Consider the following 24,341-nt stretch of genomic DNA (forward strand, 5'->3'; position numbering starts at 1 on the left):
CTAGGGTAAGCGCCCTTGCTCAAATAAAACACGACTAGCGTGTTCATACGCCTGCCGTGCAGCAGCGGCTAAACTGGAACCCGTGCTGACGCGCTTAACCCCTAGCTCCTGTAGCTCTGACACGCTAAGGCCGTTTGACCATAACAATACATTGAGCGGGATAGGCGCTACTGCCTCTACTACGCGCAGTATGTGTTCTTGTTCACGCAATCCGGGCGCATACACCACGTCTGCTCCCGCCATTACGTAGTTTTGCAAACGTTCTATTACCTGCTCTAACGAGGCGTTACCCATTAAAAAGCCCTCGCAACGGGCGACCAACATAAAGTCATCCCCACCATAACGTAAAGCCGCCTGCTTGGCCTGCTCCACCCGCCGCACGGCTATACTGGCTTCATAGAGCGCATCATCTAGGCGATCCTCGATAGAAAAAGCGGCTACGCCTGTTTGCTCTAAACGTTCGATGGCACCATTTAATTGGCGCTCGGTAGCCGCAAACCCAGACTCGAAATCGGCATTAATAGGCAGCTCGGTATGACTGGCTAACTGGTACAAGTGTGCGAGAGACTCTTCTAATCGAATTTCATTATCTTGCTTAGCTATCGTCCATGCAAACCCAGCACTTGTGCTCGCTAACGCCTTGGCGCCTTGTAGCTCAAAATACCGCAAACTGCCTAAATCCCAGGGATTCGGCAACAACAGCACATTCTCTTGCCCATGTAAGGCGCGCATACGTTGCCGCTTTTCTTCCTTAGTAGTAGCCATAAGCTGTTCTCGCTAAATTCGTTACCTCCACCCCTTGGCAACCACACTAGCACTTCTTTGACAACAGCGTAAAGCAATACTTGCTACTGAATGAGTACAGGCAGCGCTGCTACAAGGGCGATGCGAACGGCGAGTCAGCCGTGGTGCCAGCGGCACAATCAGCTTGGATACGCTCAGAGTCCCAAGGCACCGAGATGAACTCGGGGTCGTCTCCAGGCAAATGAGGTGAACGTCCTGTTACTTCTGAGTCTAACAAGCCAATCAGCTCTCGAGCCATCGTCAACTGAATGACATCAAGATCTAAGCAGGCACTATCCATAATCATGGATGCAGACCCTAGGCTGAACTGACTCTTATCCTCAAAGTAGTGAGTCAGATACAAGTTTGCGCGATACCGACTAGACTGACCTACGGTGGGCGCATCTTTCACGGGATCAAAGGTATAGAAAAAGGTATAAACTAACCCTTCATTAGTGTTTTTTTCAGTAACATGCTGATGAAAGGTATTAGCTTCAATCAATCGGCGCCACAGGCGTGTTTGCTCTACAGTAAACGTAACCGCCTCGTTTGCTGCGCCCATCCGCACTCGCACACTAACGGGCGTGGCAGGCTGTCTTAATAACGCTATCGCCTCTGCAAGGTTCACATTCTGGGTATCACCCGGCGTGTACCAACGCTTCATCTCACCAAGCTGAGTAGACTCAGGCGCCCCACTAGGCACTGTGGCACAACCCGCCAAGGCTGCTATACACAAAGCAGCTCCCCATACAGCGATAGTCTTCATTATTATTCCTTACTAGCTTGTCCGAAACCGCAATGATAGTTTTGCCTAGATACGTTGGCGTAACCCCTAAAATGCGTATTCTAAACGGAATGCCGAGCTAAAAACCCACTTAGCCCACCCCCTAGTAACTGGATGTGCGAGTAAAACAACGCTGAGCCCTAAGAAGCACTATTTTGACTCTTGCGGGCCTCACAACTGATGAATTGGGAAAGCAATGGATGCTGTAAATCGTCAGGCGTATCAATATCAAAACACACACCCGGATCGTCTACGGCCAACAGTTCAATACCATGCTGTGCAATAAGTTGACGGGCGCCCTGCTCCCCACTCAAACGAGCCAATTCGGGCATTAACTGCCACTGAAATCCAACGGGATGGCCGCGTTGCCCTTGATAGACCGGAGCCGTAATGGCATGCCTTTGGGCCGCCTGTTGCACGGCCCGCATACTGGCCGCCGTAATGCATGGCATATCAGCCAGAGTGATTAAAACACTTCCCACAGGAGCGTGAGTATAGCGATGCAATACCGCATGCACCGCGTCTGCAAGGCTAGCTCCCATACCTGTGTACGCCAAAGGGCTCTCTACCACCCAGCATGAGTGCCGAGCAAGCTCGGCCTGTAAGGCGGTACTAGCGGGGCGTATAACAACGCAGACTTCATCCACGTGTTGGCGCAAGTTATTCAGGCTTGTGCCCACTACACTCTGGCCAGGCGCTAAACACATCAATAATTTATTACTGTTAGCTTGCTGCGCCTGAAAACGACGCCCAAACCCCGCCGCTAATAAAATACCTAACTGAAGCATGGGAAGGCTCTGCACTGCTCAGCCTAACTAATCCGAGCAGTGCATCAAAGTTAATGAACAGCGCGAGACTCTTTTTGCACCTGCTCGATGCCAACAGCCTGCCCTTGACCGCCCCATTCAGCACGCATCCATGAGGCTAAATCAGCTACCTCTACGTCACTTAAGTCATGTGAGAAGGGCGGCATCGCGTATATACGCTGGTTACCCGTGAAGGTTTGCGTAGGAATTCCATTGAGCACGACACGAATCAAATCTTGTGGCGAGTCCATGGCAATGATAGAGTTACCATGCATGGCGGGCGCGACGTTAGGAATCCCCTCGCCTTGAACGCCATGGCAACCAGCACAGGCTGCTAAATAGGTACGTCTGCCTATATCCATGTCACTGTCTGGAGCGGGATCAAGCGCTTCGGGCAAAGGCTTAGGGGCCGCCGCAGGCGCTGCAATGCGCCCATCGGGCCCCGTCAGCAGATACTCTGCCACCGCTTCCACATCGGAACGCTCCATTGCACTGGTAGAAAAGTGCGTAACGGTGTGCATATCGGCAAAAGAGGTACCTTGCGGCGCGATGCCTGTACTCAAGTACTGCGTCAAGATAGCCACATCAAAACCACGTTTACTAAGGGCCGCGGCCGTGATGTCGGGAATCGCCCACCCGTTGATCTCGCCCCCTTGTAGGTCACGGTCGAAATCTACACCCATCATGAAGTTTTGAGGTGTATGGCAACTTGCGCAATGCCCTACTCCTTGAACTAGGTACGCCCCCCGTACCCACTGCTCTGAACGATCTGGGTTAGCAGGAGCGCTACGATCAGGGAAATTCAATAGATTCCAAAAGTTCATGAAAGAGCGTACCGGCAAAGCAAACACACCGGTATTACTTTCGTTGGCCAAGGCAATAGGAGGAATGCTCTTTAAGTAAGCGTATAAGGCATCCACATCATTAGGCGTAGTAATATGCGTGAAAATATATGGCATAGCAGGATAAAGATTGCTACCTGCTCCATTGATACCATCACGCAAGGCGCGATGAAAATCAGCGCGCGTATACTGACCAATTCCATGCGTCGGATCAGGCGTAATATTGGTCGAGTATAAGGTTCCAAATGGCGTACCTATGGCCACGCCGCCCGCCCCCTTAGGCCCTTGTGGTTGAGAATGGCAGCCAAAACAGTCTCCTGCCATCGCCAACTCGCGTCCGCGGGGCAACAACTGTTGCATTTCCTCTGCGCTCAGGGCTTGCTCAACATTAGCCGCTACACTGGTAGAGCGAAATGCTCCCAATAAAATAGCAAGGCAAAGCGCCAGCAGCACCACAATCACAGCAATGATGATTTTGCGTAACATATTGCCTCCTTAATCAATCACGTAGCCAGGGGTGGAAAGAGCAACTTCTTTCACCGCCTCGTAATAACGTACATAACCGGTGCAACGACAAATATGATCGTTAAGGGCTAGTTCAATGGCGCTTTCAAGGTTAGCCCGTTTGACAGGCTGACGTTTCAAACCATCCAAAAATACCGTCGCCCCCGCGACAAAACCAGGCGTGCAGTATCCACATTGAAACGAAAAATGATCAATAAAGGCCTGTTGAATAGGGGATAACTGCTCAAGCTGGCCCAGTTTGTCGTACTTCGCTTGCCCCTCAATCGTAATGATGGACTTGTTATTAAAATAATGCGCCCCCAACACACAGGTACGACTTTCGGTGGTAGTACCGTCGGGATGTACCTCTACGATGGTACAGGCGTGACATACGCCCTGTCCGCAACCAAATCGAGTACCCGTTAAGTTAACGTACTCATGCAAAAAGTCGATCATGGGCATCGCTACCGGAACCTCTACTGGGCCGATTTTCTTACCATTGATCGTCACGGTCAGGGCTTGTTTTTCTAGGCTCATGCTAAGGCTTCCTTAATTTTTTCAGCAGTGATCGGGAGTTCATAAAAACGCTTACCTACTGCGTGGGCAACCGCGTTACCAATCGCCGATACTATTGGGATCATGACCACCTCAGCCATGCCCTTAGGCGGTGACGTATCGGAAAGTGGTGCTAGATACTCCACTGTTTGATTCCAAACGGCCACATTTTTCGCCCTAGGCAAGGTATAGCGATTAAAGTTCCACGTGCCATTTCCTGGACCGTCTTCATACAACGGGAGCTCTTCCATCAAGGCATGGCCAATACCCATTGCTAGCCCCCCTTGCTGCTGCCCTGACACCAAAGCAGGCACTACTATTTTCCCTGGGTCAATCAGACTATGAAGGCGCATGACCTCTACCTCGCCGGTAAAGGTATTGACGTTAAGCTCAGCCAGGCAAGCAGCCGGGGTGTAGGTTGTCACGCCGGCGTTATTACGTTGCACTGGTGGGTAAACAATTTTGCTACGCTTCAAGTAATCATAACCACCGGTAGTCATGCGCTGTTTCAGCGCTTCAGAAGCCTTATCTCCATAACGCACCGCTAGAGCATCAACCGGCAAAGTCCGCTCACCCACGCCAGGAATATCAAAGCTGCCGCGCGCCCACTCCCAGCGACTAAAGCAGTGCAGGGCTACACCCGTTATCAATCCCATTTCGTGAGCTTTACGGGCTAACTCAGCAAACGGAATAGGGCTCATGCCTGCCCCCCCTAAACCACCCGGGTAGGCACGCAAATCTGCCAAGGAGACCTGTCCTGCGGCAATTTGCCCACCACCAGGACCATCGCTCCAAATCGCTTTAGCCGCCGGCCACAAACTGTGTTCTAACAAAAAGTTTGCCGCCTGACGAGTGCCAAATCCAATGAAATAAACGCTATTGGAAGCGCTCATGGCGGGTAAAAGAAAGGGAACCCAGTACGGGTTCTCAGCCAATTTATCTTGTTGATCTTGAGTAGTCGTGTAAGGCGACCAATTACTGACTAGCGGCAGCTGAGCAAACTCCGTCACGCCGAACTCCACCGTCTCTGGCGCTTGCCCCAAGATATCTTGAATCATTACCTGCTGAGCAGTTGTGGCACCGGTACCAATTTCTTGTAAACAATGACGCATCGTAATGTTGCCCGATGCATCGAACTCCAACACTAAGGCGCTAGTGTCGGCTCCTGTCCCATAGTCTTTTTGTACCTGAGCAAATCCCACTCCGTACTTTTTACCTGGATTGGCCGCGTCAAACTTAGCTTTAGCTTGATCCTTATCTACCCACAAGGGATGTTTGATCGCTTTATCGAGCATTTCCACCAACCTAGGCTCGCCTAGTTGTACTGCGCCTTGCGTGTTGGGATAATTGGGCAGCAATGCGTTCCGGCGTCGCAACTCAATCGCGTCCAGATTCAACTCTTCAGCCAATTCATCTACCATGAGCTCTGTCATGGTCATGGTTTGGATCGTGCCATACCCCCGCATGGAGCCAGCCTCTACTGCACGACTGGACAGGGCAATACTCGCTAAGTCGGATTTAGGGAAATAGTAAATAGACTGCGCCGCTGTAGCCCCCACCTGCGCCACAGAAAAAGAGAAGTTCGCACGCCCACCGCCATTACAGGTGTACTGGCCTTTCATAATCTCGAACTTACCCGTTTTCCTATCCGCGGTAATGCTTACATCCATATCAAAAGAATGGCGCTTAATACCCATTTGAAACTGTTCATAGCGGTCATTCGCTAAACGCACTGGCAAACCATCGCCATAAAAACAGGCCGCCACCACATAGAAGGGGAATATAGAATGATCTTTGGAGCCGTAACCAACTGTAGTGCCAGTCAATATTTCAATATGCTCAACAGGAAAGCGCTTATTATCCTTCACCATAAAAGCCGCCACACGGGCAACCTCATAAGGAGATTGTGCGGCCACCAGTAAATGCAAGGTTTTCGTACTCGCGTCATACCAGGCATTACCGTTGTCAGGTTCCATCGCTGATGGATCGATTGACGGCGAGTAGCCATGCCGTTCCAGCACAATTTTTTCAGGATTTTGTCGCGCTGCCTCAATATCCTGAGCTATTGCAGCCGCGGCAGCCATCCCACGTTGCATGGGTTCGTAAGTTTCATCAGCCACCTGTTTAGGATCACGATTCCCTGTTCCACCACCGCGATGCTTATGCATGACTGACTGGGGTACAAACATGCCCTTGCTATCAGCGGGTGGCCATACAGCCGTTGCCCCGTCAAGGCTGCCCCAAATTACAGCATCTTGTAGCGGCGAGTATTCTGGCTCTCCTTTTGGATCAGCTCCTGCTATCCGCACATAGCGTGCAGCACCAAAGTTGGGTGGAGGTTTGGGCCCGGTGGTTTTACCATACAGCACAAACTCAGTATCAAAACGCAATTGCCGCTTCGCGGCCTCAAACTTATCGAAATCGCTATACACAAGCAAAGCGACTGGATGTCCTAACATCGGCGGCGTGGTGCCCTTTGGGGTGAGGAAATACTGACCATAAAAATCGGCTCCTAAATCAGCAGGCTGGGGAACCGTTATGCCATCACGCTCCATATCCTCGTGAAACAGTACCCTATCAGGCTGCAAATCTTTACTAAGCCGCTCTAGAGCCACCCCTTCGAAAACTTTATCTGCTTGAGTTGCTTTTACAAAAAAGGCATGTGCTTGTTGTTTCGGCCACCCCGGCAAATTCATTGCACGGAAATCACGTGCAAATACTTTTTGCCCCGTTACTTTACGGATTGCATCCCAGCGATAGCGCGCCTGGCCTTCCTTATCCATCCACCCAGAGGCTCCTAAACCAGAGTGAACCTCAATAGCATGCGCTAACGGCAAGCGCGCTAAGGTGACCGTGATGCCAGCAAACGTTCCCAGTTTGATGAAATCACGTCGACTAAATCCCCCAGCCATAAGCTTCTCCTTTTTTGTAAGGATAGTGTTTTCGAACGTATTTTTTGTAATGATGAGCATCGGAACTCAATGTGATTGCATCATATAGTGAACACCGAAACGATGTCTATGAGCTTGTACCATGCGAAGGCCTTAATCCATACAAAAAGAACATATAACCCACGAACACGGTATATAAAAGACGGATAAGGCTAAAACGACTTGAGCCGCGATATAAGACGTTATTTATTGCTAAACCGGTTAATAAGGGAGTCATATGAAGGTTGAATAATAAAAGCTTACAACTTTTATAGTGAAATCAACGCATGAACCCGAACGGTAATACCCATCCTATAAGTGGCGTGCCTTGCATGTTACGCCGTCTGCATATTGGTACCCTCACACTACTAGCAGCCAGCCTTTTAAGCGCCTGCGGTGGAGGAACAGACACGAGTGACGACAACAAAAAAACCCCCACTCCTCCGGCCGCTGAAGCGCACCCCTTAGACCTCACGCTACTACACATCAACGACCACCACTCTAACCTAGACAGCCAAAACAAAAAACTGAAGCTCACTAATGCAGTGGGCCAGCGCGTTGAAGTCAACGTTGATGCAGGAGGGTTCGCTCGTGTCGCGACTGCTTTCAATGACTTGGCGGCAGAGTCTAAAAACGTGATCAAACTGCATGCGGGAGACGCCTTAACCGGAACACTCTATTTCAGCCGCGTAGGCCAAATCGGCGAAGCAGACGCAGCGTTGATGAACACGGTTTGCTTTGATGCTTTCACGCTGGGTAACCACGAGTTCGATAAAGGAGACACCGAACTTAAAAATTGGTTAGACCTACTTAATTCAGACGAGTGCCAAACTCCTGTAGTAAGTGCTAACGTCCAGTTCGGCGAAACATCAAGCTTGCACCCTAGCCGTGCCCCTGGATTGGTGCAGCCCTACCATATCATTGAACGCGAAGGCCAACAGATAGGTATTGTGGGCTTAACCGTCGCCGATAAAACCAAATCCTCATCTAGTCCTGACCCAGACACCCTATTTGAGGACGAGGTCAAGGCTGCACAACGTGCTATTGACGAATTAACGGCACAACAGATTAATAAAATTATCATTCTCAGCCATATTGGCTATCAAAACGATAAACAATTATTAGCCCAACTCTCAGGAGTCGATGTTGTCATAGGCGGAGACTCACATACTCTGCTAGGGCCTGAGGCCCTGGAGACCTACGGGGTTGGTACACCCAGTGGTCGTTATGGCGAAGCACTTAAAAACCGAGATGGTGATACCGTCTGTATTGCACATGCTTGGGAGTACTCGCAAGCCGTGGGCGAGCTTAAGGTAAGTTTTGACAAAGACGGCCGCGTTACCTCGTGTCAAGGCACGCCTCATGTGCTGATCGGCGATAACTTTGCCATCAACAACACTCCGGTCAGCACTGCTGACCTACAAGCGCTCAAAGCGGATATCCAAGCCAGTGGTTTTCTGCGTATCACAACCCCACACACTCAAGCCGCTGCTATTCTTAAGCCCTATCAAGACAAAATCGAGATATACAAAAAAACAGAAGTCGCCAATGCCCCAGTAGAACTGTGCTCACGCCGCGTTCCTGGCGGCCCAGGCTCAGCCGACTATGGGCGCTCCAGCGAAGCATGTAATGCCGAGGGGAGCGTGAGTGTAAGGGGAGGTGATATACAACAACTGGTAGCACAAGCCTACTTAGACGTGGCTAATCAACAGTACGGCGGTGCCGATTTCACGCTACAAAGTGGTGGCGGCGTGCGCGTACCTCTACAAGGCCGTATCACTGCAGCCGATGTGATCAGTGTCCTGCCTTTTGACAATAAGCTATGGAAACTTATGGTGACGGGCGCCGAAGCAAAAGCCATGATCGAAGACGGTCTAGATGCTGTCTACAAGAAAGGCGGTAGCACCGGCCCTTACCCCTACTCTGGAGGCCTACGCTGGGATGTTAACGTCAACAAAGCAAAAGGCTCTCGTGCCAGCAATGTTGAAGTCTTTAATCCTGCTTCAGCCACATGGACCCCATTAGATGAAAAGCGTGTTTATAGCCTTTTCGTATTAAGCTTTAATGCTACCGGTGGTGATGGCTACCACACCTTAAAAGAAGTTCCGGCAGAGCGTCGCTTTGATGTAGGAGTACAAGATGCCGATGTACTACAGACCTATATTGATAGCTTGACCACAGACTCCAGCGGGCTCCCTTCGTTGCAACGTCTCGACCATACTTTATATAGCACCAAATCGTTCATTGGGCCAGCTACTCCCTAAATAAGAGAGGCGCGCTTAATATGTTCGGGTTAAGCATAACCGCTTAACCCGTCTTCTCGATATTTTAAAACGCTGCCCGCTGTATACTGGCCCTCGCTACTAGACACATTACCCCTACCTACTACCGATAATGATGGCCTGCTCTTGCCAATAGCTATGCTCGAGCCAAGGGGCGTAACACTATAGGTTTGAAGGCTACCGCCAAGCCTAGCCCCCGCGCTGCATTAAACACCAAGAAGGAAATCCATAAACCATGATTTCCAAATAGCGGTAGCAATAGCCAGGACAAGCACAGAAAGCTGAAGGAACACGCTAACATAATAAGCATCAGCGAATACGTACGCGTGGCGCCCATAAACACGCCATCATATAAATACGCCGGCATAGAGATTAGCGGCGCTAAGACTAACCAGATTAAATACTGCTCGGCGGACTGCACGATCAAATACTGATCCGTAAGTAAACGCACCAACGCCCCGCCAAACAGGCTATACACCAAGGTATAAAGCAGAGCTCCTACCAGTCCCCACACTAAGCAAACATGCACAACCCGACGCAACTGTTTAGGCTTACCTTGCCCTACTGCCGCGCCGCTTAGGGTTTCTGCGGCATGGGCGAACCCGTCTAGGCCATACGAGGTAAAACTCAAAAAATTCAATAAAATGGCGTTTGTGGCCAATAGCACATCACCTTGCTTGGCCCCCAGATGCGTGAACCAACTCATTGTGGCAAGCAAACAGGCCGTGCGTATGAAGATATGGCTATTAATTTGGATTTGGCGTCGAAGCTCGGTGGCTTCAAACACCGCCGACCAACGCATATCTTTAAGCTGTTGACGATACTGACGCCACAATAATACAGCCCCCACGCTAGCACCACTTAAATCGGCTACAGCTGTCGCAGCACCTATACCTTGCACCCCCCAGCCCCACCCGTAAACGAGAGTGATAACAGCCAAAAAATTCACTACATTAATCAATAACTGAATCAATAAAGCCGTTTTAACGCGCTGGCATCCAAGCAACCAGCCTAAAATCACATAATTCACCAATACCAGCGGCGCAGACCACACTCGTCCATAAGCGTATAATTGGGCTTGTTCTGCTGCCTCGAGGGAGGCCCCCAACCAGGCAAGCCCCCCTTGAATTAAAGGACCTTGGGCAAATAAAATTAACAACCCCAGTAAAAGCGCCATCACTATGCCGCGACAGACGGTCAGCAAAGCAGCCATAGGCTGCGCGGTACCAAAGTACTGGGCAACCACGCCCGTGGTGCCCATGCGCAAAAAGCCAAAAGCCCAAAAAATCAAATTAAAGAGTAAGCTGCCTACCGCCACACCAGCCAAATAATGAGGTCCGGGTAAATGTCCTGCAATGGCGGTATCCACCGCTGACATCAAAGGCTGTGTAAGGCCTGCCAAAATAATAGGGACGGCTAAGTAAAGTACACGGCTATAACTAAGGTGCTGGGTTTGCATGATAAATATCAAAAATCCCCACTGCCGCTTAGGTACTAGATTCTATGACTACTGCCCAGTCAAGCAGAGGAGACGACAATATAAGGCTGACAGTGTAGCGCACCGTAAATACCGCCAACCCCTGTGCTTTATTTTTCTTATATTCAGGGTTGAAAATAAGCATTACACAGCAATATGACGGACAAACTCATTGTAAACAGGTTTTTTTAAAGCGACCTCTGCCATTAAACTTATACAATAACTCCTTGCCCGCAGCGCTAATCACGCCCTACACTCTCGTCCACGCTTTCTCTATCAGAGCCACACAGTGAGCTCGCAAAGCACGTGTACCTTTTAATGCCTATTGGATCACCCTCATGCGCACACCTTCCCCCCGTAAATTGGCCCGTCTGAACGCACGACAACGAAAAAAAATGCATCTGGGCGAGTTCCAAGAGCATGTATTTGAAGTGCAAATTTCCTTCAAAGAAGCCCTGAGCACTACAGCGTTCGAAAATTTCTTAGGTTTGTTTATTGCCTATGTAGAATCGCGCCAGCTCTTTGTCGGTGCTTTAGGAGGTCAATTTCCAGAAGAAAAAACTGAGGGCATCATTTTTGCCGCGGGACGTCATTCCCCCACCGAGGAAGATAGAGTCGCGGTACAACAATGGCTACAAGAGCAAGCTGAGATTGAACAAGCCTCTTGTAGCGAACTCACCGATGCTTGGTACGGTTGGACTAGCGCTTAGGGCTGCACATGCACAAGTAAAAGGGCAAGACCACATTGTGTAGTCTTGCCCTTTTTACTGCTTAGCTATAGAGCTGAAAAAAATGCCACTTAATCAACTGTAATATTAGCGGCTTGAATTAAATCGCCCCACTTCGTGGTCTCACTCTCGATGAACTGGGCGAAATGCTCAGGAGTACCCCCGGCAATCTGTCCACCAGTATCTTCAAAAGCTTTGATCACCTCTGGTTTTTTCAAGATATTGTTAAAGGCCGTGTTCAACTTCTGCACTACCTCATCAGGCGTACCCGCCGGCACCACAATACCTTGCCAGTTGTATGACTCAAAACCCGGTAAACCTGCCTCAGCTAATGTAGGCACATCGGGCAGCAAAGGCAAACGCTCTGCACTCGACACCGCTAAAGGCTGAACTTTACCAGCCTGTATAGCAGGTAAGGCCGCGTAGCCCATTTCGAACATCATGTTAATGTGCCCTGCCATCAAGTCGGTTGCTGCTGGCGCGCCACCCTTATACGGAATATGTGTCAGTTCAACGTCGGCATCGCGTGCAAACAATGCCGCAGATAAGTGGTGCGCACCACCTACACCCGAGGAGCCATACGTCAGGCTGCCCGGATCTTTCTTGGCCAGGGCAATCAGCTCACCCACGTCTTTTACCGGAACCTGTGTGCTCACGTTCAGGAACAAAGGGCTTTCTTCAATCAGAATAACGGGAATCAAGTCGGTTTTGACATTGTAGTTCACGTTTTTAGGCATCAAGGTCGGATTCACTGATAAGGGTGCTAAGTTACCCGTACCAATGGTGTATCCGTCTGGTTTAGCACGCGCGATTTCGGAGGTGCCAATTACACCGCCTGCACCTGCTTTATTTTCAACAATAACTGTCGTGCCCAGTTCCTTGGCCAACTCTTGGCCCAGCATGCGCATACGTGTGTCAGCAAAGCCACCCGCTGCGTAAGGAACGATAACGTTAATGGGTCGACCTGCCGGCCAATCTGAAGCTTGGGCGTAAATAGGAGCCAAGCTCATCAGGGCAAAGCTAGCGCCCAAAAGTGTACGACTAAAGGTTTTCATGATCTAAGAAATTAAAGGTTTAACCTTTAATATTGTACTCTTTATAAGTTAATACGCTGTGCGTACAAAGACGAAAAGTACTGTTATTCCTCAGCTATTAAACCTTTAATAATAACGCTGGCCGGGCCTGTTGCCTAAAGCTTGCGGGGCACGGGCTTGCCTTCAAAAATTGCACGCAAACTCTCTGACAAATCGTGAGCGAACTGGGAGAAAACAGGTTCCACGACAAACCCCAAATGCGGACTTAACCATGCATTGGGTTGTTGTAATAAGGGATGCGTATCATCAATAGGCTCAGCCATATAAACATCTAATGCGGCCAGCCCAGGCCGACCTTGCTGCAAAGCTTCGAGCAAAGCCTGCTCATCCACTAAAGCAGCGCGTGACGTGTTTACTAATAAGCTATCAGGCTTCATCAATGCGAGTCGCTCTGCGTTCATTAACTTGTGCGTCGCTGCTGAAGGTACCAAGTGCAAACTCACCACATCCGACTGACTCAAGAGTTCCTCTAAACTCACTGCCAACACACCATGCGGTTCTGCGCGGGCAGCGGTCATGTTAGGACTCCAAGTGAGGGTACGCATCCCAAAAGCCTGCCCTACGGCTGCTACGCGTTGACCAATTTCACCGAGCCCTATCAACCCCAAAGTTTTGCCAGACAATATGGGAGGTAAAACCTCAGCTTCGCCTGAGCGCCAAGCTCGTTGATTCCTATCGAGACGACGCTCCGCTAGGCGCTTACATGCATTTAGAATCAGTGCCCAAGTTAATTCACAGGTAGAGGCTTTACCTGGCCCGCCGCCTGTATTACTAACCGTAATACCTCGGCTTTTAGCATGCTCGACGTCCAGTAAGCTGTTACGCTGTCCCGTGAATATAATGTGCCGTAAGCCAGCACATTGATCCAGCAAGGTATTCGGTATAGCGCAACGCTCGCGCGTTAAAATTAAAATTGTTGCTGGCCGTAGCGCGGTGGCTAACGCATCACCCTCTAAATGATGGTGATAGATACTCAGTTTCGCTTTGCTGCGCAAGTATTCCTTAGGCAACAACCTAGCCAGCGCTTGTTCCCAGTCATCAAGTATGACTATATGCTCAGAGACGTTAGAGATACCCACAATGTCACCTAATAAAGTAGGAAAAGAATAGAGTGTTTAGCGCGTTAGCACACGTTGCGGTAACCGACCACAAAAAAGCCGCATAACATACAAGCACCATGCAGCTAAGTAAACCGAGTGACGTTTTAGCGCGTTAACGCCACCATTAATCGATCTAAGGCATTGGCAAAATCACGCCTATCCGTTTGATTTAATGGAGGCGGCCCTCCCGTTTCTATGCCTGCACCACGCAACTCTTCCAACATATCCCGCATGGCTAAGCGCTCTCCGATTGACCCCGCATCCAGGCGCTCGCCACGAGGTGTTAGCACTAAAGCTTGGCCTGCTAAAAGCTGCGCGGCTAAGGCGATATCGCCGGTAATCACTAAATCGCCTGCCTTGGCATGCTGAACAATATAGTCATCCGCGACATCAAACCCACGCGGTACCTGTACAGCATGTAACCACGGAGAAGGTGGAGTGCGCAACATCTGATTTGCCACCAAGGTTAAGTGGCGCTCCCAACGCTGTGCAGCACGGTAAAGAATCTCCTTGATCACCACCGGACAGGCGTCAGCATCCACCCAAATATGCACAGGCTACAGCTCCAAAGACTGGCTTAATAAGCCATTGATCAACTCGTTTGTAGTCATCCCTTGGGCGGCGGCGCGGGCATTTAAGGCATCAATAACGGGACGCGTCAGCTTAACGGGGTAAGCGACTAGGCCTGCTGCTTGATCTAAGCGCCTTTGCTCACGTCTATCTGGCACGACCGCTTCGCCTGCAAATCGAGTAGGAGGGGTTGCCGCTTTCATCTTACCCATGAGCTTCAGGGCTTGGTTTTTTTCAAGATCAGTACGTTTCATAGAGAATTCATTAAAAGCTTGGCATGCCCACTTGGAAAAAGTAGGCTACGCATGCCCAAAACATGTGCCAGCATGGGATGCATACTGCGCAATACCAGCGTAAATGTCTACTTATTTGTTTGCTCAAACGATTCTTTTACGATGTTTAATGCTGCTTAGTAGAAGGAGTATTCATTTAGCCAACTACAGCATAACTTTGACTAGCGTTTTTCTTGAGCGAACAGTACACTAAAAATCGTTCAAAACCTTGTCAACAATGCATCCGTGAGGGCAGACAATGAATCATCCCTGGATAACAACTGGCCTCACTATAATTAGTTTACAGCTAGGTAATCTAGCTTACGCTGACTCTCTTAAACCTTGCAAAAATTGCGACCCTCCTGCTGGTCAGGGCGAAGCAACGCAGCTTGATAAGCGTTTTAAGTTCAAAAATCTACCGCCGGCTACTCGCATTGAGCCTACGCCACAGCTTTCCCCTGCAAGCCCCGAAAAGAAAATGGGGACTATTTTTGGCAAGGACTCCAATATCTCGAATGACTTCAAAGTGACCGAGCGCAAAAGCGATGGTAGTTCAGTCACTACGTCTAACGGCAACTTCAACTTTACAGTCAGCAACGATCCCAGAAACCCGAGTAAGCACGCGCGCCATCAACGTATTTTTGAATCTGGCACCTATAGTAACGGTAAACCTCCCGGCATGCCCAACGACAACTACTTTGATGATTTCATGAAAGGCAGACGCCGCTAGAAGCGACTTTTATCAAGCAGCAACGCTGACAATGCGTTGCAACACTCATCAAGCCCACCATTATTCCTTGCTGCTTTCCCTCGGAGTGCTTCAAAATATTGATTTCTTGTTGGGATAAGTATGTTTTGGGAAGCCGTCAAATCAGGCATGGGGACTTTAGCCCATTGGCAAACCTATTTAGCCACTTTGCTATATCTTGCTCTTAGCCTAAGTCCGCTACTCGTTATCGCGCCTGCCATCAATAGGAACCGTACGCCAACAGACTCCACGTTGATTATTTATATGGTGCTGTTGCCCCTTTTCCAAGCCTTTGCTCTGGTGGTGTTCATCATCACGCTAGCACCCATTATTCTGGGGCAATCTGATCAAGCCGCCTGGTCTTTACCCTGGCAACTGCTTCAACACGAGCCAGTGAAAATACTACTGTTGCTGGGTAAACTGATTCTCGCTGCTTATTTGTTGCTGCTCATTCGTGTACCGATGTTGCAAACTCTCGTGCTTAGTGGTTTTGCCCTCATCCTATTACTCAATAGTTTTCCTGCCTTGAACCCCACCTTTAACCTGGACGAGTTGCGCGTATGGCCAGGCTTCTTGTTCATGATGGGATTACTTTTTTTTAGCACCCTCATAGGCTGGCTTGGCATCCTGATTACCACGGTACTAGGCTCCATGATAGAGATACATTTTAAAGGCCGAGGGGTCCTATTCACTATTTCAGTCGCTTCGAGCTTTGGTTTTATTCCACTGTTCATATATGGCGCTTGGATCGGCATACAGCTCAGGTAAGGCAGAAACGCTAAATAGAAAACGCTAGCATGCCTACTACTGCCAGCTGAGCCACTTCGACATGAGGCAGCTAATAAGCAAAACATGCGCCCCCATTACATGCATCGCAACTGTCCCAAATCACCGGTGTAGGGGAAACGCAGTTCAAGGTAGTCAAAGGGCTGGAAATGCACGGTTAATCCTTCGGCGTTAGGCAAAATTACTGCGTAGCTAGCCGGTTCGAAAGTAGAGGTGGCTGCACCTTCATGCGCCAAATCTAACTCATGTTGATGATTCGTCCCACTGACTGTCACAAAGGGAAGACCGTTCCAGATACCTGACGCACAACGATGCACATGGCCTGCAAATAAATGCAGCGGTGCAGGATGGGCTTTCAACATAGGTAATATCTGACTTGCATTACTTAAGCGCAACCAATCCATGGCCGGATACTGCAAGTTAGGGAATGGGTGATGCGAGAAAATCATCACCGGCCCCGAGTGTCGGGCTAACTCGTTTTGCAACCAGCTAAGCCTTAGCTCACAGAGATAACCATTCGTAAAACCATCTTGTAAGGTGTCTAGATAAATAAGGCGCCAGTCTTGGACTGTTTCGGCATATTGCACAAAATCCGATAGCTCAGTGCGCTCCTGGGCAAAAACACGACGGAATGCGGCCCGGTTATCGTGGTTTCCCATCATCAAACGCACTGGAGGAATCAAGTCTTGCAGTCCAGCGTGCAAACGCTCGTAGGCTAAGGGGTGCCCAGCATGGGTGAGATCTCCTGTCAGCACGCACAGGTCCGCGTCGGCATGATGACGATTAATATGCTGCACACATTGCTGCAAACGACGTAGCGGATCCGAACCGAACAGCAAATGATCTGCTGGCGTAATATGCAAGTCTGAAATTTGAATAATCTTCATGGCAACTCCTTAACGTAACCCTGCACGCAGAAACGCTTGCATAAACTGTTTTTGAAACAGCAAGAACCCAAGTAGTAACGGCAAAATGGTCATCAATGTTGCGGCACTAATCAGTGAAATACTCACACCGCTTTCTGGCGCCCCGAAAAGTGATAGACCAACGGTTAATGGACGGGTCTGATCGGAGCTACTAATCACCAGTGGCCAAAGAAAGTTATTCCAGTGCGTAGAAACAGAAACCAGCGCATACGCTAAATACACGGGCTTAACGAGCGGTACATACACGCGCCACAACACACCAAGACGGCTACATCCCTCTAGGCGTGCGGCGTCATCTAGCTCTCGTGGTACCTGCTTAAAGGCTTGACGCAACAAGAACACGCCAAAGGCGCTGGCCATATAAGGCACCCCCATGCCCCACACCGTATCAGTCCACCCTAACAAGGCGACCACACGGTAATTTTCTACAATCAGCACTTCAGGCAAAATAAACAATTGCAATAACAGCACCATGAACAATACTTGGCTTCCCCAGAAGCGAAAGCGTGCAAAGGCATAAGCCGCCAACGTGCAAAGAACAAACTGTCCAATCAAGATTGTTGCTACTAACAGTGTCGTATTAGCGATGTAACGCAACCAAGGCGCTCGCTCCCACGCGGCACTAAAGTTGGCAAAAGTCCAACCCACTGTCCAATCAAAACTCAATGCATCCGATGGGTGACGAAAGGCGGCCCAACACGCGTACAGTAACGGGGCAATCCAAAGCAGGGCTAGAACATGTGCACCTAGACTGTCTAAGGAAGGCAAAGAGATTGAGCGGCGCGACGAAGTAGTCGATACAGTATCCATGACTATCATTGGTAATGCACACGCCGTTCAGCGTAGCGAAATTGAAATGCAGCCACCAAGCCCAGACCCAATAACAACACGACAGTCAGCACGGCCGCACTCGGTGTATCCATATACGCAAAAGCAGTCTCCCAGATCCAGTAGAGCATCAACTTAGAAGCATTGTTGGGACCACCTTTAGTAAGAATGAAAAGGTGATCTACCAACTTAACAGAATTAATTAAGGCGTTAATCAAAATGAATAATGTGGTAGGTGCTAATAGCGGCCATAATACGCGGCGCCCATACTGCCAACGGCTTGCCCCTTCTAAGCGTGCGGCATCGCGTAGATCAGGAGGGATGGTTTGCAAAGCGGCAAGATAAAAAATCATAAAAAAACCCGCTTCTTTCCAAATCGTGACCACCATCACAGCACCTAATGCTGTGTTGGGCTGACCTAACCAGTTAATACTGGCAACACCGAATAAAGCCGTTATTTGATCCAGCAAGCCTAAATCGGGGGTGTAAAAAAATAACCATAAATTAGCGGCCGCTATCATGGGTAACATCGTTGGCGTAAAGTAAGCACAACGTACCCAAGCGCGCATACTCATCGCGCGATTGGCCCACAGCGCCATTAACAAGGCCAAGGCCATTGATACCGGAATAACAATGGCGGCATACCAAAGGTTATTTTTAAGCACCAGCCAAAACGTAGGGTCCGCCAACATAGCATCGTAATTATCTAAACCGATGAATTGCGCGGGACGGCGAGCCGTCCCCTTGCTATAAAGGCTAGACCAAAACGTATAGAACGTAGGAACGATTGCAAACGCACTTAATAAGACAAACAACGGCGTTAACAATAAATATGCAAACACCCACTCTTTACGCAACACACGTAATGGCTGAGCCATACATACACCTATTTATTTAAACGGACGCAATAAACGTTCAGCGGCTACTTGAGCCTCATCCAAAGCCGCTTGCGGCGTCTTGCCATTTGTTAAGGCTGCCTGCACTGCATTGGAAAGTAACTCGCGTACACGCGCTGTTTCATACGTAGCAAACTCTGGATATGCTAGGGCGAGTTGATCACGTGCTACCAAAGCTTGGGAAAAAGACTGTGCATACTCCACCAAAGCGGGCTCCTCGTATGCGGCTGGGCTTACCCCCACATAACCTGTCGCCATCGACCATTGAGCGGCACGTTCAGGCGCGGTCATCCAGCGAACAAAGTCGAGCGCTGCACGCTGCTGCTCAGCCGTCGCGCCTTTAAACAGATAAAAGTTACCACCACCTGTAGGCGAAGCAGCTTTTTCCTTGGCCGGCAACATGGCAACTCCGAAGTCAAAGCCTGCTTCGTTTTTAACTGCAGTCAGATTGCCTGTTGTATGCCACATCATGGCCGTTTGTCCCTGCACAAAAGCTTGACGCAAAGTGCCCCACTCTATGGTTCCACTTGGGCTCACCTTGTGTTTATTAGCCAAATCCTGAAAAAACGCTAATGCTTCAACAGATTTTGGGTCATTTAAATAGACCTCAGTGCCCTCTTCGTTCATCAACTGATGGCCATTTTGTAAGGCTAAAGCCTGAAACATCCAATATGGGTAACCAGTGGAGGGAATCATGAGGCCGTGACGTTTATCTGTAGTGAGCGTTTTTGCCGTCTGCACCATTTCATCCCATGTTTTAGGCGCTTGCTCGGGGTTTAGGCCAGCCTCGCGGAACATGTCTTTGTTGTAGAACATAACGATGGTTGAACGTTGAAACGGAATCCCCCATACCTTGCCTTCCAACGTGCCGTTTGCCATCAAAGCGGGGTAAAAACTTTTTAACCACTCTTGGCTAGCAGCATCTTGTGCAACGTCGCTAAAAGCCTCTACTAGGCCCTGCTCGACTAAATCATGCGTATCCAAAGCACCCAATACGGATAGTTGCACGGGTTCGCCTGCACGCAAGGCCGATAACGCTCGGACTCGGGTTTCATCATAATTTCCCGAATAAACCGCATTCACTTTCACATCCGGATTCTGAGCGTGAAAATCCTTAATGAGGCCATCCACCACTTCCGTAAGTGGACCGCCCACGGAAATCGGATAATACATCGTCAGTTCCACTGCACTGTATGCGCTGGCGCCCATACCCATCAATAAAGCGCTGGAAGTAGCAATCAAATAGTTCTTAAACATGAGTAAACTCGCAGTAGTTAAACAACGACAGCGGAAGCTGGCGCCTGAAGACGCACACCGCTATCCTGATTGAAATAAAAAGCGTGTGCGGGATCCCACGCTAAACCATATGTTGCCCCCGCCTGAATACATACGTGATGCGGCGCCCGCACTATCAGAGTCTGCTTGTTTTTCAAACGCACATACACGTAAGCATCAGCCCCCTGATACTCGTGGTGCACGACTGTTGCGCTCACACGCTTTGCGCCCGCCTCTTGCAGGCGTAAATTCTCTGGACGTATCCCAATCAGAATTTCATGCGGGCGTTCAAAACATTGGCGACTAGGCCACAGACTTAAAGGAACCAAATCACTGTGAATCATCATCATGGGTGGACTGCCAATAAACCCAGCCGTAAAGACACTATTCGGTTCACCGTACAATTCTTGTGCAGTACCTTGTTGCTCAATGCGGCCCGCATTCAGTAACACCACGTGGTCAGCCATACCCAAAGCTTCAGTTTGGTCATGTGTCACATAGACCACTGTCAAACCTAACCTTTGTTGCAAAGCCCGAATTTCATGACGAACGGTGTGTCGCAACTTGGCATCCAGGTTAGACAAAGGTTCATCCATCAAACAAATACGATGTCCTGAAACAATGCTGCGCGCCAAAGCAACCCGCTGCCGTTGACCTCCTGACAACTGTCCTGGCTTACGAGCCTCTAAGCCTTGAAGATTCGTTAGCGCAAGCGCTTCTGCTAAGCGCTGCTGCTGCTCTTGAGCGCTAGCCCTACGAACCTTTAAACCGAAGAGAATGTTGTCCGCGACACTAAGGTGAGGAAACAAAGCATAAGATTGAAACACCATACTCAAGCCCCGCTGCGCGGGTTCTTGCTCAGTCGCATCTTGGCCATGAATCAGCAAACGTCCGTGATCTGGCACCTCTAAGCCTGCAATAATGCGTAATAAGGTGGATTTTCCGCATCCGGAGGGTCCTAACAAGGCCGTTAACTTTCCTTCGGCAATCGATAAGTCCATAGGCTTAAGCACGGTTTGCTCACCCCAAGACTTCGAAATCCCCTGTAGCTCAATCGCGGTAGAGCTCATGACAGCACCTCGTCAGCTATCAGAACTTGTACACTGGACGGAATATGCTCACGATAAGGCTCAGGTATCGCTTGATCGCAAACGAGAATATCAACGTCTTCTAAAGAGCCGCTACGCACCGGTGCACGTCGTCCAAATTTGGTATGGTCTAAAACTAATATCTGGCGTCTAGCATTGCCCCTTAGGGCTTTATGGCAATCAGACTCGGCCATGTCAAAGTCAAGTAAAGCGCCGTCAGAATCTAGCCCTCCTACCCCTGACACACCAAAGTCTGCTTTAAAACTATTAAACAAACGCTCGGCGTCAGCACCGAGTATTTCAGGGTTAGGATGGCGCAATTGACCACCGGCCAAGACCACTCGATGACTCATATTATGTGCCAACGCTAAGGCTGCACTAAGGTTGTTGGTGACTACGGTAAGATCTTGATGATCGGCTAAGGCTAAGGCCACCTGCTCAGGAGTGGTACCAAACCCCAATAACACACTGGCACCAGAGGGTATTAAACTGGCCACCACCATGCCGATGCGCGCTTTCGCATGGAGTTGCGTAATACGACGCGCCTGAAAAGACACGTTATGTTCAAGCACATTGAGTTCCGCTCCACCGTGACGACGTCGCACTAGACCTGCTTCGTATAAATGGTTTAGGTCGCGGCGTATCGTTTGTGGCGTAACCCCAAAATAGGTGGCTAGAGCCTCAACCGACATCAAGCCTTGGAGGCGCAGTAAATCCACAATACTGCTTTGGCGAACGGAAAGATTCATAACACAGCATCAGTTTTCATTTGAATACTGAGCAGTGTAAAAAACGCATATTAAGTATCCATGACGTTCATATGAATATTTCGTTACTCAAGAATGTTCATATGAACATTATCTGAGCCTTAAATGCAAAAAGACCAAGTCGAACAGAATGTCGAGCTTGGTCTTTCATAACCTCGCTTGTCTGCCATAGGGAACGAACAGACAAAACCTTTGGGCGGTTAAGTTACCCTTGGCAGCGCGCCACCAACGCTATATAGCCACTTAGCGTGTTAACTCACGGCGGACGATTTCAGCACCCGCACTCAAAGCGCTCAACTTGCCACGTGCCACCGCGCGAGGTAAGGGTGCCATGCCACAGTTAGTGGCCGGGTACAGCTTATCGGCGTCCACAAACTTTAAGGCTTTGCGTAAAGTATTGGCGACTTCTTCAGGCGTTTCGATGGTGTTGGTCGCTACGTCAATCGCCCCTACCATCACTTTCTTACCCCGAATTAACTCAATGAGATCCATAGGAACATGAGAGTTCTGACATTCTAAGGAGATAATATCAATGCTTGATTGCTGTAGTTTTGGAAAAGACTCTTCATATTGACGCCACTCTGACCCTAGCGTCTTTTTCCAGTCTGTGTTGGCTTTAATGCCGTAACCATAGCAAATATGTATGGCAGTTTCACATTTAAGACCTTCAATCGCCCGCTCTAAAGTGGCTACACCCCAATCATTGACCTCGTCAAAAAAAACATTAAATGCAGGCTCATCAAACTGGATGATGTCAACACCGGCCGCTTCTAACTCTTTGGCTTCTTGATTCAGTATTTTGGCAAATTCCCAAGCAAGTTTCTCACGACTTTTATAGTGACTATCGTAAAGCGTATCGATCATCGTCATAGGACCCGGCAAGGCCCATTTAATAGCTTGCTTCGTTTGCGAACGTAAAAACTTGGCATCTTCAACAAATACGGGTCGCTCACGAGATACAGCACCGACCACCGTCGGCACGCTTGCATCATAACGATCACGAATTCTTACTGTCTCACGCTGCTCGAAATCAACACCGCTTAGATGCTCAATAAAGGTGGTTACAAAGTGCTGACGTGTTTGCTCACCGTCGCTCACAATATCAATACCTGCTACCTGCTGCTCTTGTAAGGCCAAACGCAATGCATCCTGTTTACCCTCAATTAACTCTTCCCCTTGTAACTTCCAAGGTGACCAGAGTTTTTCTGGTTCGGCGAGCCAGGAAGGTTTAGGTAAGCTGCCTGCTGTCGATGTGGGTAATAATTTTTTCATAATAAATAACCTTATACTTTTTGTGCATCAAAGTGCGTAATTAGCAGACCACTGCTCAAGTAGGGCCTTATAGGGTTTGATAAAATACTCTTCAGTAAATTTTCCCTGCTCAGTAGCTAAACGACTACGCTCTTCTCTATCGTAAACAATTCTAGTTAATGAAAAATCTTGATTATTCAAGCTAGGCTGAAAACTACTACCTGCCTCACTATTAGCATTATAAATTTCTGGCCTGTATATTTTTTGAAATGTTTCCATTGTACTAATAGTACTAATCAGCTCTAGATTTGTGTAATCGTTAAGCAAATCACCAGAGAAGTAAAATGCGAAAGGTGCTACGCTATTGGGTGGCATAAAATAACGCACCCTTAAACCCATTTTTTCAAAATACTGATCAGTAGATGAAAATTCATTCTGCTCGTATTCAACTCCCAATATAGGATGTTGATTACCGGTTCTTCTATAAACCTTACTACTAGAAACACTCAAGCAAATTACTGGAAGTTTTTTAAAGTTATTTTTATAAGCATCGGAATTCAAAAAACACTTAAATAGTTTTCCGTGCAACTCACCAAAGTCGTCTGGCATGCTAAATGAATTTTTGTTTTTATTATGCTCTGCCAGCAAAATACTAAAATCATAGTCACGCACATAAGAGGAAAAGTTATTGCCGACTATCCCTTCTGCTTTACTTCCACTTATCCGGTCTATGATATTAGTTTTTAATATCTCAATAATTGGAAACGAATTACCTTTCCCTTCAACGTCCATATCAATAGAGACAATCTCCAGCTCAACAGAGTAACGATCACCCTTAGGATTATCCCAATTGGCCAAATCATTGAACCGATTATTAATCATTCTTAAGGTGTTACGCAAATTTTCTTGACGATGCTCACCTCTAGCCAAATTGGCAAAGTTAGTCGTCAGGCGTGTGCTGTCTGAGGGTTGATAGTTTTCGTCGAAAGAAATACTTTTAACAACGAAGTCAAATTTTTTGTTCATTGTGATCTAAAACCCTAATTGTG

At 48.8% G+C, this 24,341-nt stretch carries 23 protein-coding genes; 4 read left to right on the top strand and 19 right to left on the bottom strand.

Annotated features, from left to right (window positions below; all coding sequences use genetic code 11):
- From OSH01_RS01570 to OSH01_RS01595, 6 genes are all read right to left on the bottom strand, one after another.
- Positions 1–765: an isocitrate lyase/PEP mutase family protein gene (locus OSH01_RS01570; RefSeq protein WP_266122291.1), complete on the bottom strand. Its 765-nt coding sequence runs from the start codon at positions 763–765 to the stop codon at positions 1–3.
- A 109-nt stretch (positions 766–874) separates the two neighbouring features.
- A complete protein-coding gene (locus tag OSH01_RS01575) occupies positions 875–1,549 on the bottom strand; it encodes a hypothetical protein (RefSeq protein WP_266122292.1) in 675 nt (224 codons plus the stop codon).
- 158 nt (positions 1,550–1,707) lie between these two features.
- Complete coding sequence (locus OSH01_RS01580; protein ID WP_266122293.1) at positions 1,708–2,355, bottom strand: nucleotidyltransferase family protein; 648 nt, start codon at positions 2,353–2,355, stop codon at positions 1,708–1,710.
- Positions 2,356–2,405: 50 nt separating this feature from the next.
- Positions 2,406–3,701 carry a cytochrome c gene (locus tag OSH01_RS01585; protein WP_266122294.1) on the bottom strand — a complete coding sequence of 432 codons (1,296 nt, stop codon included), beginning with the start codon at positions 3,699–3,701 and terminating at the stop codon, positions 2,406–2,408.
- A 9-nt stretch (positions 3,702–3,710) separates the two neighbouring features.
- On the bottom strand, positions 3,711–4,256 hold the full coding sequence (locus OSH01_RS01590; protein WP_266122295.1) for a (2Fe-2S)-binding protein: 546 nt from the start codon (positions 4,254–4,256) through the stop codon (positions 3,711–3,713).
- Positions 4,253–7,186 (bottom strand): xanthine dehydrogenase family protein molybdopterin-binding subunit, encoded by a 2,934-nt coding sequence (locus OSH01_RS01595; protein ID WP_266122296.1) that lies wholly within the window; start codon positions 7,184–7,186, stop codon positions 4,253–4,255. Before OSH01_RS01595 ends, OSH01_RS01590 begins: the two co-directional genes overlap by 4 nt.
- A gap of 350 nt (positions 7,187–7,536) precedes the next feature.
- Here OSH01_RS01595 and OSH01_RS01600 point away from each other — a divergent pair, with 350 nt between their 5' ends.
- Positions 7,537–9,468 carry a bifunctional metallophosphatase/5'-nucleotidase gene (locus OSH01_RS01600; RefSeq protein WP_266122297.1) on the top strand — a complete coding sequence of 644 codons (1,932 nt, stop codon included), beginning with the start codon at positions 7,537–7,539 and terminating at the stop codon, positions 9,466–9,468.
- 154 nt (positions 9,469–9,622) lie between these two features.
- Here the strand turns inward: OSH01_RS01600 and OSH01_RS01605 are convergent, their stop codons facing one another.
- Positions 9,623–10,945 (bottom strand): MATE family efflux transporter, encoded by a 1,323-nt coding sequence (locus OSH01_RS01605; protein WP_266122298.1) that lies wholly within the window; start codon positions 10,943–10,945, stop codon positions 9,623–9,625.
- A gap of 356 nt (positions 10,946–11,301) precedes the next feature.
- Here OSH01_RS01605 and OSH01_RS01610 point away from each other — a divergent pair, with 356 nt between their 5' ends.
- Positions 11,302–11,673 (top strand): YggL 50S ribosome-binding family protein, encoded by a 372-nt coding sequence (locus OSH01_RS01610; protein WP_266122299.1) that lies wholly within the window; start codon positions 11,302–11,304, stop codon positions 11,671–11,673.
- Between the two features lie 89 nt (positions 11,674–11,762).
- Here OSH01_RS01610 and OSH01_RS01615 read toward each other — a convergent pair whose 3' ends face one another.
- From OSH01_RS01615 to OSH01_RS01630, 4 genes are all read right to left on the bottom strand, one after another.
- Entirely contained in the window at positions 11,763–12,746 is a 984-nt protein-coding gene (locus OSH01_RS01615) for a Bug family tripartite tricarboxylate transporter substrate binding protein (RefSeq protein ID WP_266122300.1), read from the bottom strand.
- Positions 12,747–12,880: 134 nt separating this feature from the next.
- Entirely contained in the window at positions 12,881–13,864 is a 984-nt protein-coding gene (locus tag OSH01_RS01620) for a D-2-hydroxyacid dehydrogenase family protein (protein ID WP_266122301.1), read from the bottom strand.
- A 125-nt stretch (positions 13,865–13,989) separates the two neighbouring features.
- A complete protein-coding gene (locus OSH01_RS01625; RefSeq protein WP_266122302.1) occupies positions 13,990–14,439 on the bottom strand; it encodes a YaiI/YqxD family protein in 450 nt (149 codons plus the stop codon).
- 3 nt (positions 14,440–14,442) lie between these two features.
- The gene (locus OSH01_RS01630; RefSeq protein ID WP_266122303.1) at positions 14,443–14,709 is read right to left on the bottom strand and encodes a hypothetical protein; all 267 of its coding nucleotides are present in this window, start codon (positions 14,707–14,709) and stop codon (positions 14,443–14,445) included.
- A 277-nt stretch (positions 14,710–14,986) separates the two neighbouring features.
- Between OSH01_RS01630 and OSH01_RS01635 the strand changes: the two genes are divergently transcribed.
- Together OSH01_RS01635 and OSH01_RS01640 are read left to right on the top strand one after the other, a co-directional pair.
- A complete protein-coding gene (locus OSH01_RS01635) occupies positions 14,987–15,457 on the top strand; it encodes a hypothetical protein (RefSeq protein ID WP_266122304.1) in 471 nt (156 codons plus the stop codon).
- A gap of 120 nt (positions 15,458–15,577) precedes the next feature.
- Positions 15,578–16,243, top strand: a complete 666-nt coding sequence (locus OSH01_RS01640; RefSeq protein ID WP_266122305.1) for a hypothetical protein — start codon at positions 15,578–15,580, stop codon at positions 16,241–16,243.
- A 95-nt stretch (positions 16,244–16,338) separates the two neighbouring features.
- Here the strand turns inward: OSH01_RS01640 and OSH01_RS01645 are convergent, their stop codons facing one another.
- From OSH01_RS01645 to OSH01_RS01680, 8 genes are all read right to left on the bottom strand, one after another.
- Positions 16,339–17,148, bottom strand: coding sequence for a phosphodiesterase (locus OSH01_RS01645; RefSeq protein ID WP_266122306.1), 810 nt, complete (start codon positions 17,146–17,148; stop codon positions 16,339–16,341).
- Between the two features lie 9 nt (positions 17,149–17,157).
- Entirely contained in the window at positions 17,158–17,997 is an 840-nt protein-coding gene (locus tag OSH01_RS01650; protein WP_266122307.1) for a carbohydrate ABC transporter permease, read from the bottom strand.
- 5 nt (positions 17,998–18,002) lie between these two features.
- A complete protein-coding gene (locus OSH01_RS01655; RefSeq protein WP_266122308.1) occupies positions 18,003–18,893 on the bottom strand; it encodes a carbohydrate ABC transporter permease in 891 nt (296 codons plus the stop codon).
- Positions 18,894–18,905: 12 nt separating this feature from the next.
- Positions 18,906–20,168: an ABC transporter substrate-binding protein gene (locus tag OSH01_RS01660; RefSeq protein ID WP_266122309.1), complete on the bottom strand. Its 1,263-nt coding sequence runs from the start codon at positions 20,166–20,168 to the stop codon at positions 18,906–18,908.
- Between the two features lie 17 nt (positions 20,169–20,185).
- Positions 20,186–21,256: an ABC transporter ATP-binding protein gene (locus tag OSH01_RS01665; RefSeq protein WP_266122310.1), complete on the bottom strand. Its 1,071-nt coding sequence runs from the start codon at positions 21,254–21,256 to the stop codon at positions 20,186–20,188.
- Entirely contained in the window at positions 21,253–22,023 is a 771-nt protein-coding gene (locus OSH01_RS01670) for a DeoR/GlpR family DNA-binding transcription regulator (protein WP_266122311.1), read from the bottom strand. Before OSH01_RS01670 ends, OSH01_RS01665 begins: the two co-directional genes overlap by 4 nt.
- Positions 22,024–22,284: 261 nt before the next feature.
- Complete coding sequence (locus OSH01_RS01675) at positions 22,285–23,313, bottom strand: methionine synthase (RefSeq protein WP_266122312.1); 1,029 nt, start codon at positions 23,311–23,313, stop codon at positions 22,285–22,287.
- Between the two features lie 27 nt (positions 23,314–23,340).
- A complete protein-coding gene (locus tag OSH01_RS01680; protein ID WP_266122313.1) occupies positions 23,341–24,318 on the bottom strand; it encodes a DUF1852 domain-containing protein in 978 nt (325 codons plus the stop codon).
- Positions 24,319–24,341 lie beyond the last annotated feature (23 nt).

It is taken from the genome of Alcaligenes endophyticus (assembly GCF_026344035.1).
GTDB lineage: Bacteria > Pseudomonadota > Gammaproteobacteria > Burkholderiales > Burkholderiaceae_B > Alcaligenes > Alcaligenes endophyticus.

Excerpts from the sequence above, each read along its gene's own strand:
- OSH01_RS01585 (WP_266122294.1), bottom strand. The coding sequence starts at position 3,701 with ATGTTACGCAAAATCATCATTGCTGTGATTGTGGTGCTGCTGGCGCTT.
- OSH01_RS01650 (WP_266122307.1), bottom strand. The coding sequence starts at position 17,997 with ATGGATACTGTATCGACTACTTCGTCGCGCCGCTCAATCTCTTTGCCT.
- OSH01_RS01575 (WP_266122292.1), bottom strand. The coding sequence starts at position 1,549 with ATGAAGACTATCGCTGTATGGGGAGCTGCTTTGTGTATAGCAGCCTTG.
- OSH01_RS01635 (WP_266122304.1), top strand. The coding sequence starts at position 14,987 with ATGAATCATCCCTGGATAACAACTGGCCTCACTATAATTAGTTTACAG.
- OSH01_RS01670 (WP_266122311.1), bottom strand. The coding sequence starts at position 22,023 with ATGAATCTTTCCGTTCGCCAAAGCAGTATTGTGGATTTACTGCGCCTC.
- OSH01_RS01600 (WP_266122297.1), top strand. The coding sequence starts at position 7,537 with ATGTTACGCCGTCTGCATATTGGTACCCTCACACTACTAGCAGCCAGC.
- OSH01_RS01605 (WP_266122298.1), bottom strand. The coding sequence starts at position 10,945 with ATGCAAACCCAGCACCTTAGTTATAGCCGTGTACTTTACTTAGCCGTC.
- OSH01_RS01630 (WP_266122303.1), bottom strand. The coding sequence starts at position 14,709 with ATGAAACGTACTGATCTTGAAAAAAACCAAGCCCTGAAGCTCATGGGT.
- OSH01_RS01680 (WP_266122313.1), bottom strand. The coding sequence starts at position 24,318 with ATGAACAAAAAATTTGACTTCGTTGTTAAAAGTATTTCTTTCGACGAA.
- OSH01_RS01675 (WP_266122312.1), bottom strand. The coding sequence starts at position 23,313 with ATGAAAAAATTATTACCCACATCGACAGCAGGCAGCTTACCTAAACCT.
- OSH01_RS01580 (WP_266122293.1), bottom strand. The coding sequence starts at position 2,355 with ATGCTTCAGTTAGGTATTTTATTAGCGGCGGGGTTTGGGCGTCGTTTT.
- OSH01_RS01665 (WP_266122310.1), bottom strand. The coding sequence starts at position 21,256 with ATGAGCTCTACCGCGATTGAGCTACAGGGGATTTCGAAGTCTTGGGGT.
- OSH01_RS01640 (WP_266122305.1), top strand. The coding sequence starts at position 15,578 with ATGTTTTGGGAAGCCGTCAAATCAGGCATGGGGACTTTAGCCCATTGG.
- OSH01_RS01660 (WP_266122309.1), bottom strand. The coding sequence starts at position 20,168 with ATGTTTAAGAACTATTTGATTGCTACTTCCAGCGCTTTATTGATGGGT.
- OSH01_RS01595 (WP_266122296.1), bottom strand. The coding sequence starts at position 7,186 with ATGGCTGGGGGATTTAGTCGACGTGATTTCATCAAACTGGGAACGTTT.
- OSH01_RS01655 (WP_266122308.1), bottom strand. The coding sequence starts at position 18,893 with ATGGCTCAGCCATTACGTGTGTTGCGTAAAGAGTGGGTGTTTGCATAT.
- OSH01_RS01570 (WP_266122291.1), bottom strand. The coding sequence starts at position 765 with ATGGCTACTACTAAGGAAGAAAAGCGGCAACGTATGCGCGCCTTACAT.
- OSH01_RS01610 (WP_266122299.1), top strand. The coding sequence starts at position 11,302 with ATGCGCACACCTTCCCCCCGTAAATTGGCCCGTCTGAACGCACGACAA.
- OSH01_RS01590 (WP_266122295.1), bottom strand. The coding sequence starts at position 4,256 with ATGAGCCTAGAAAAACAAGCCCTGACCGTGACGATCAATGGTAAGAAA.
- OSH01_RS01645 (WP_266122306.1), bottom strand. The coding sequence starts at position 17,148 with ATGAAGATTATTCAAATTTCAGACTTGCATATTACGCCAGCAGATCAT.
- OSH01_RS01615 (WP_266122300.1), bottom strand. The coding sequence starts at position 12,746 with ATGAAAACCTTTAGTCGTACACTTTTGGGCGCTAGCTTTGCCCTGATG.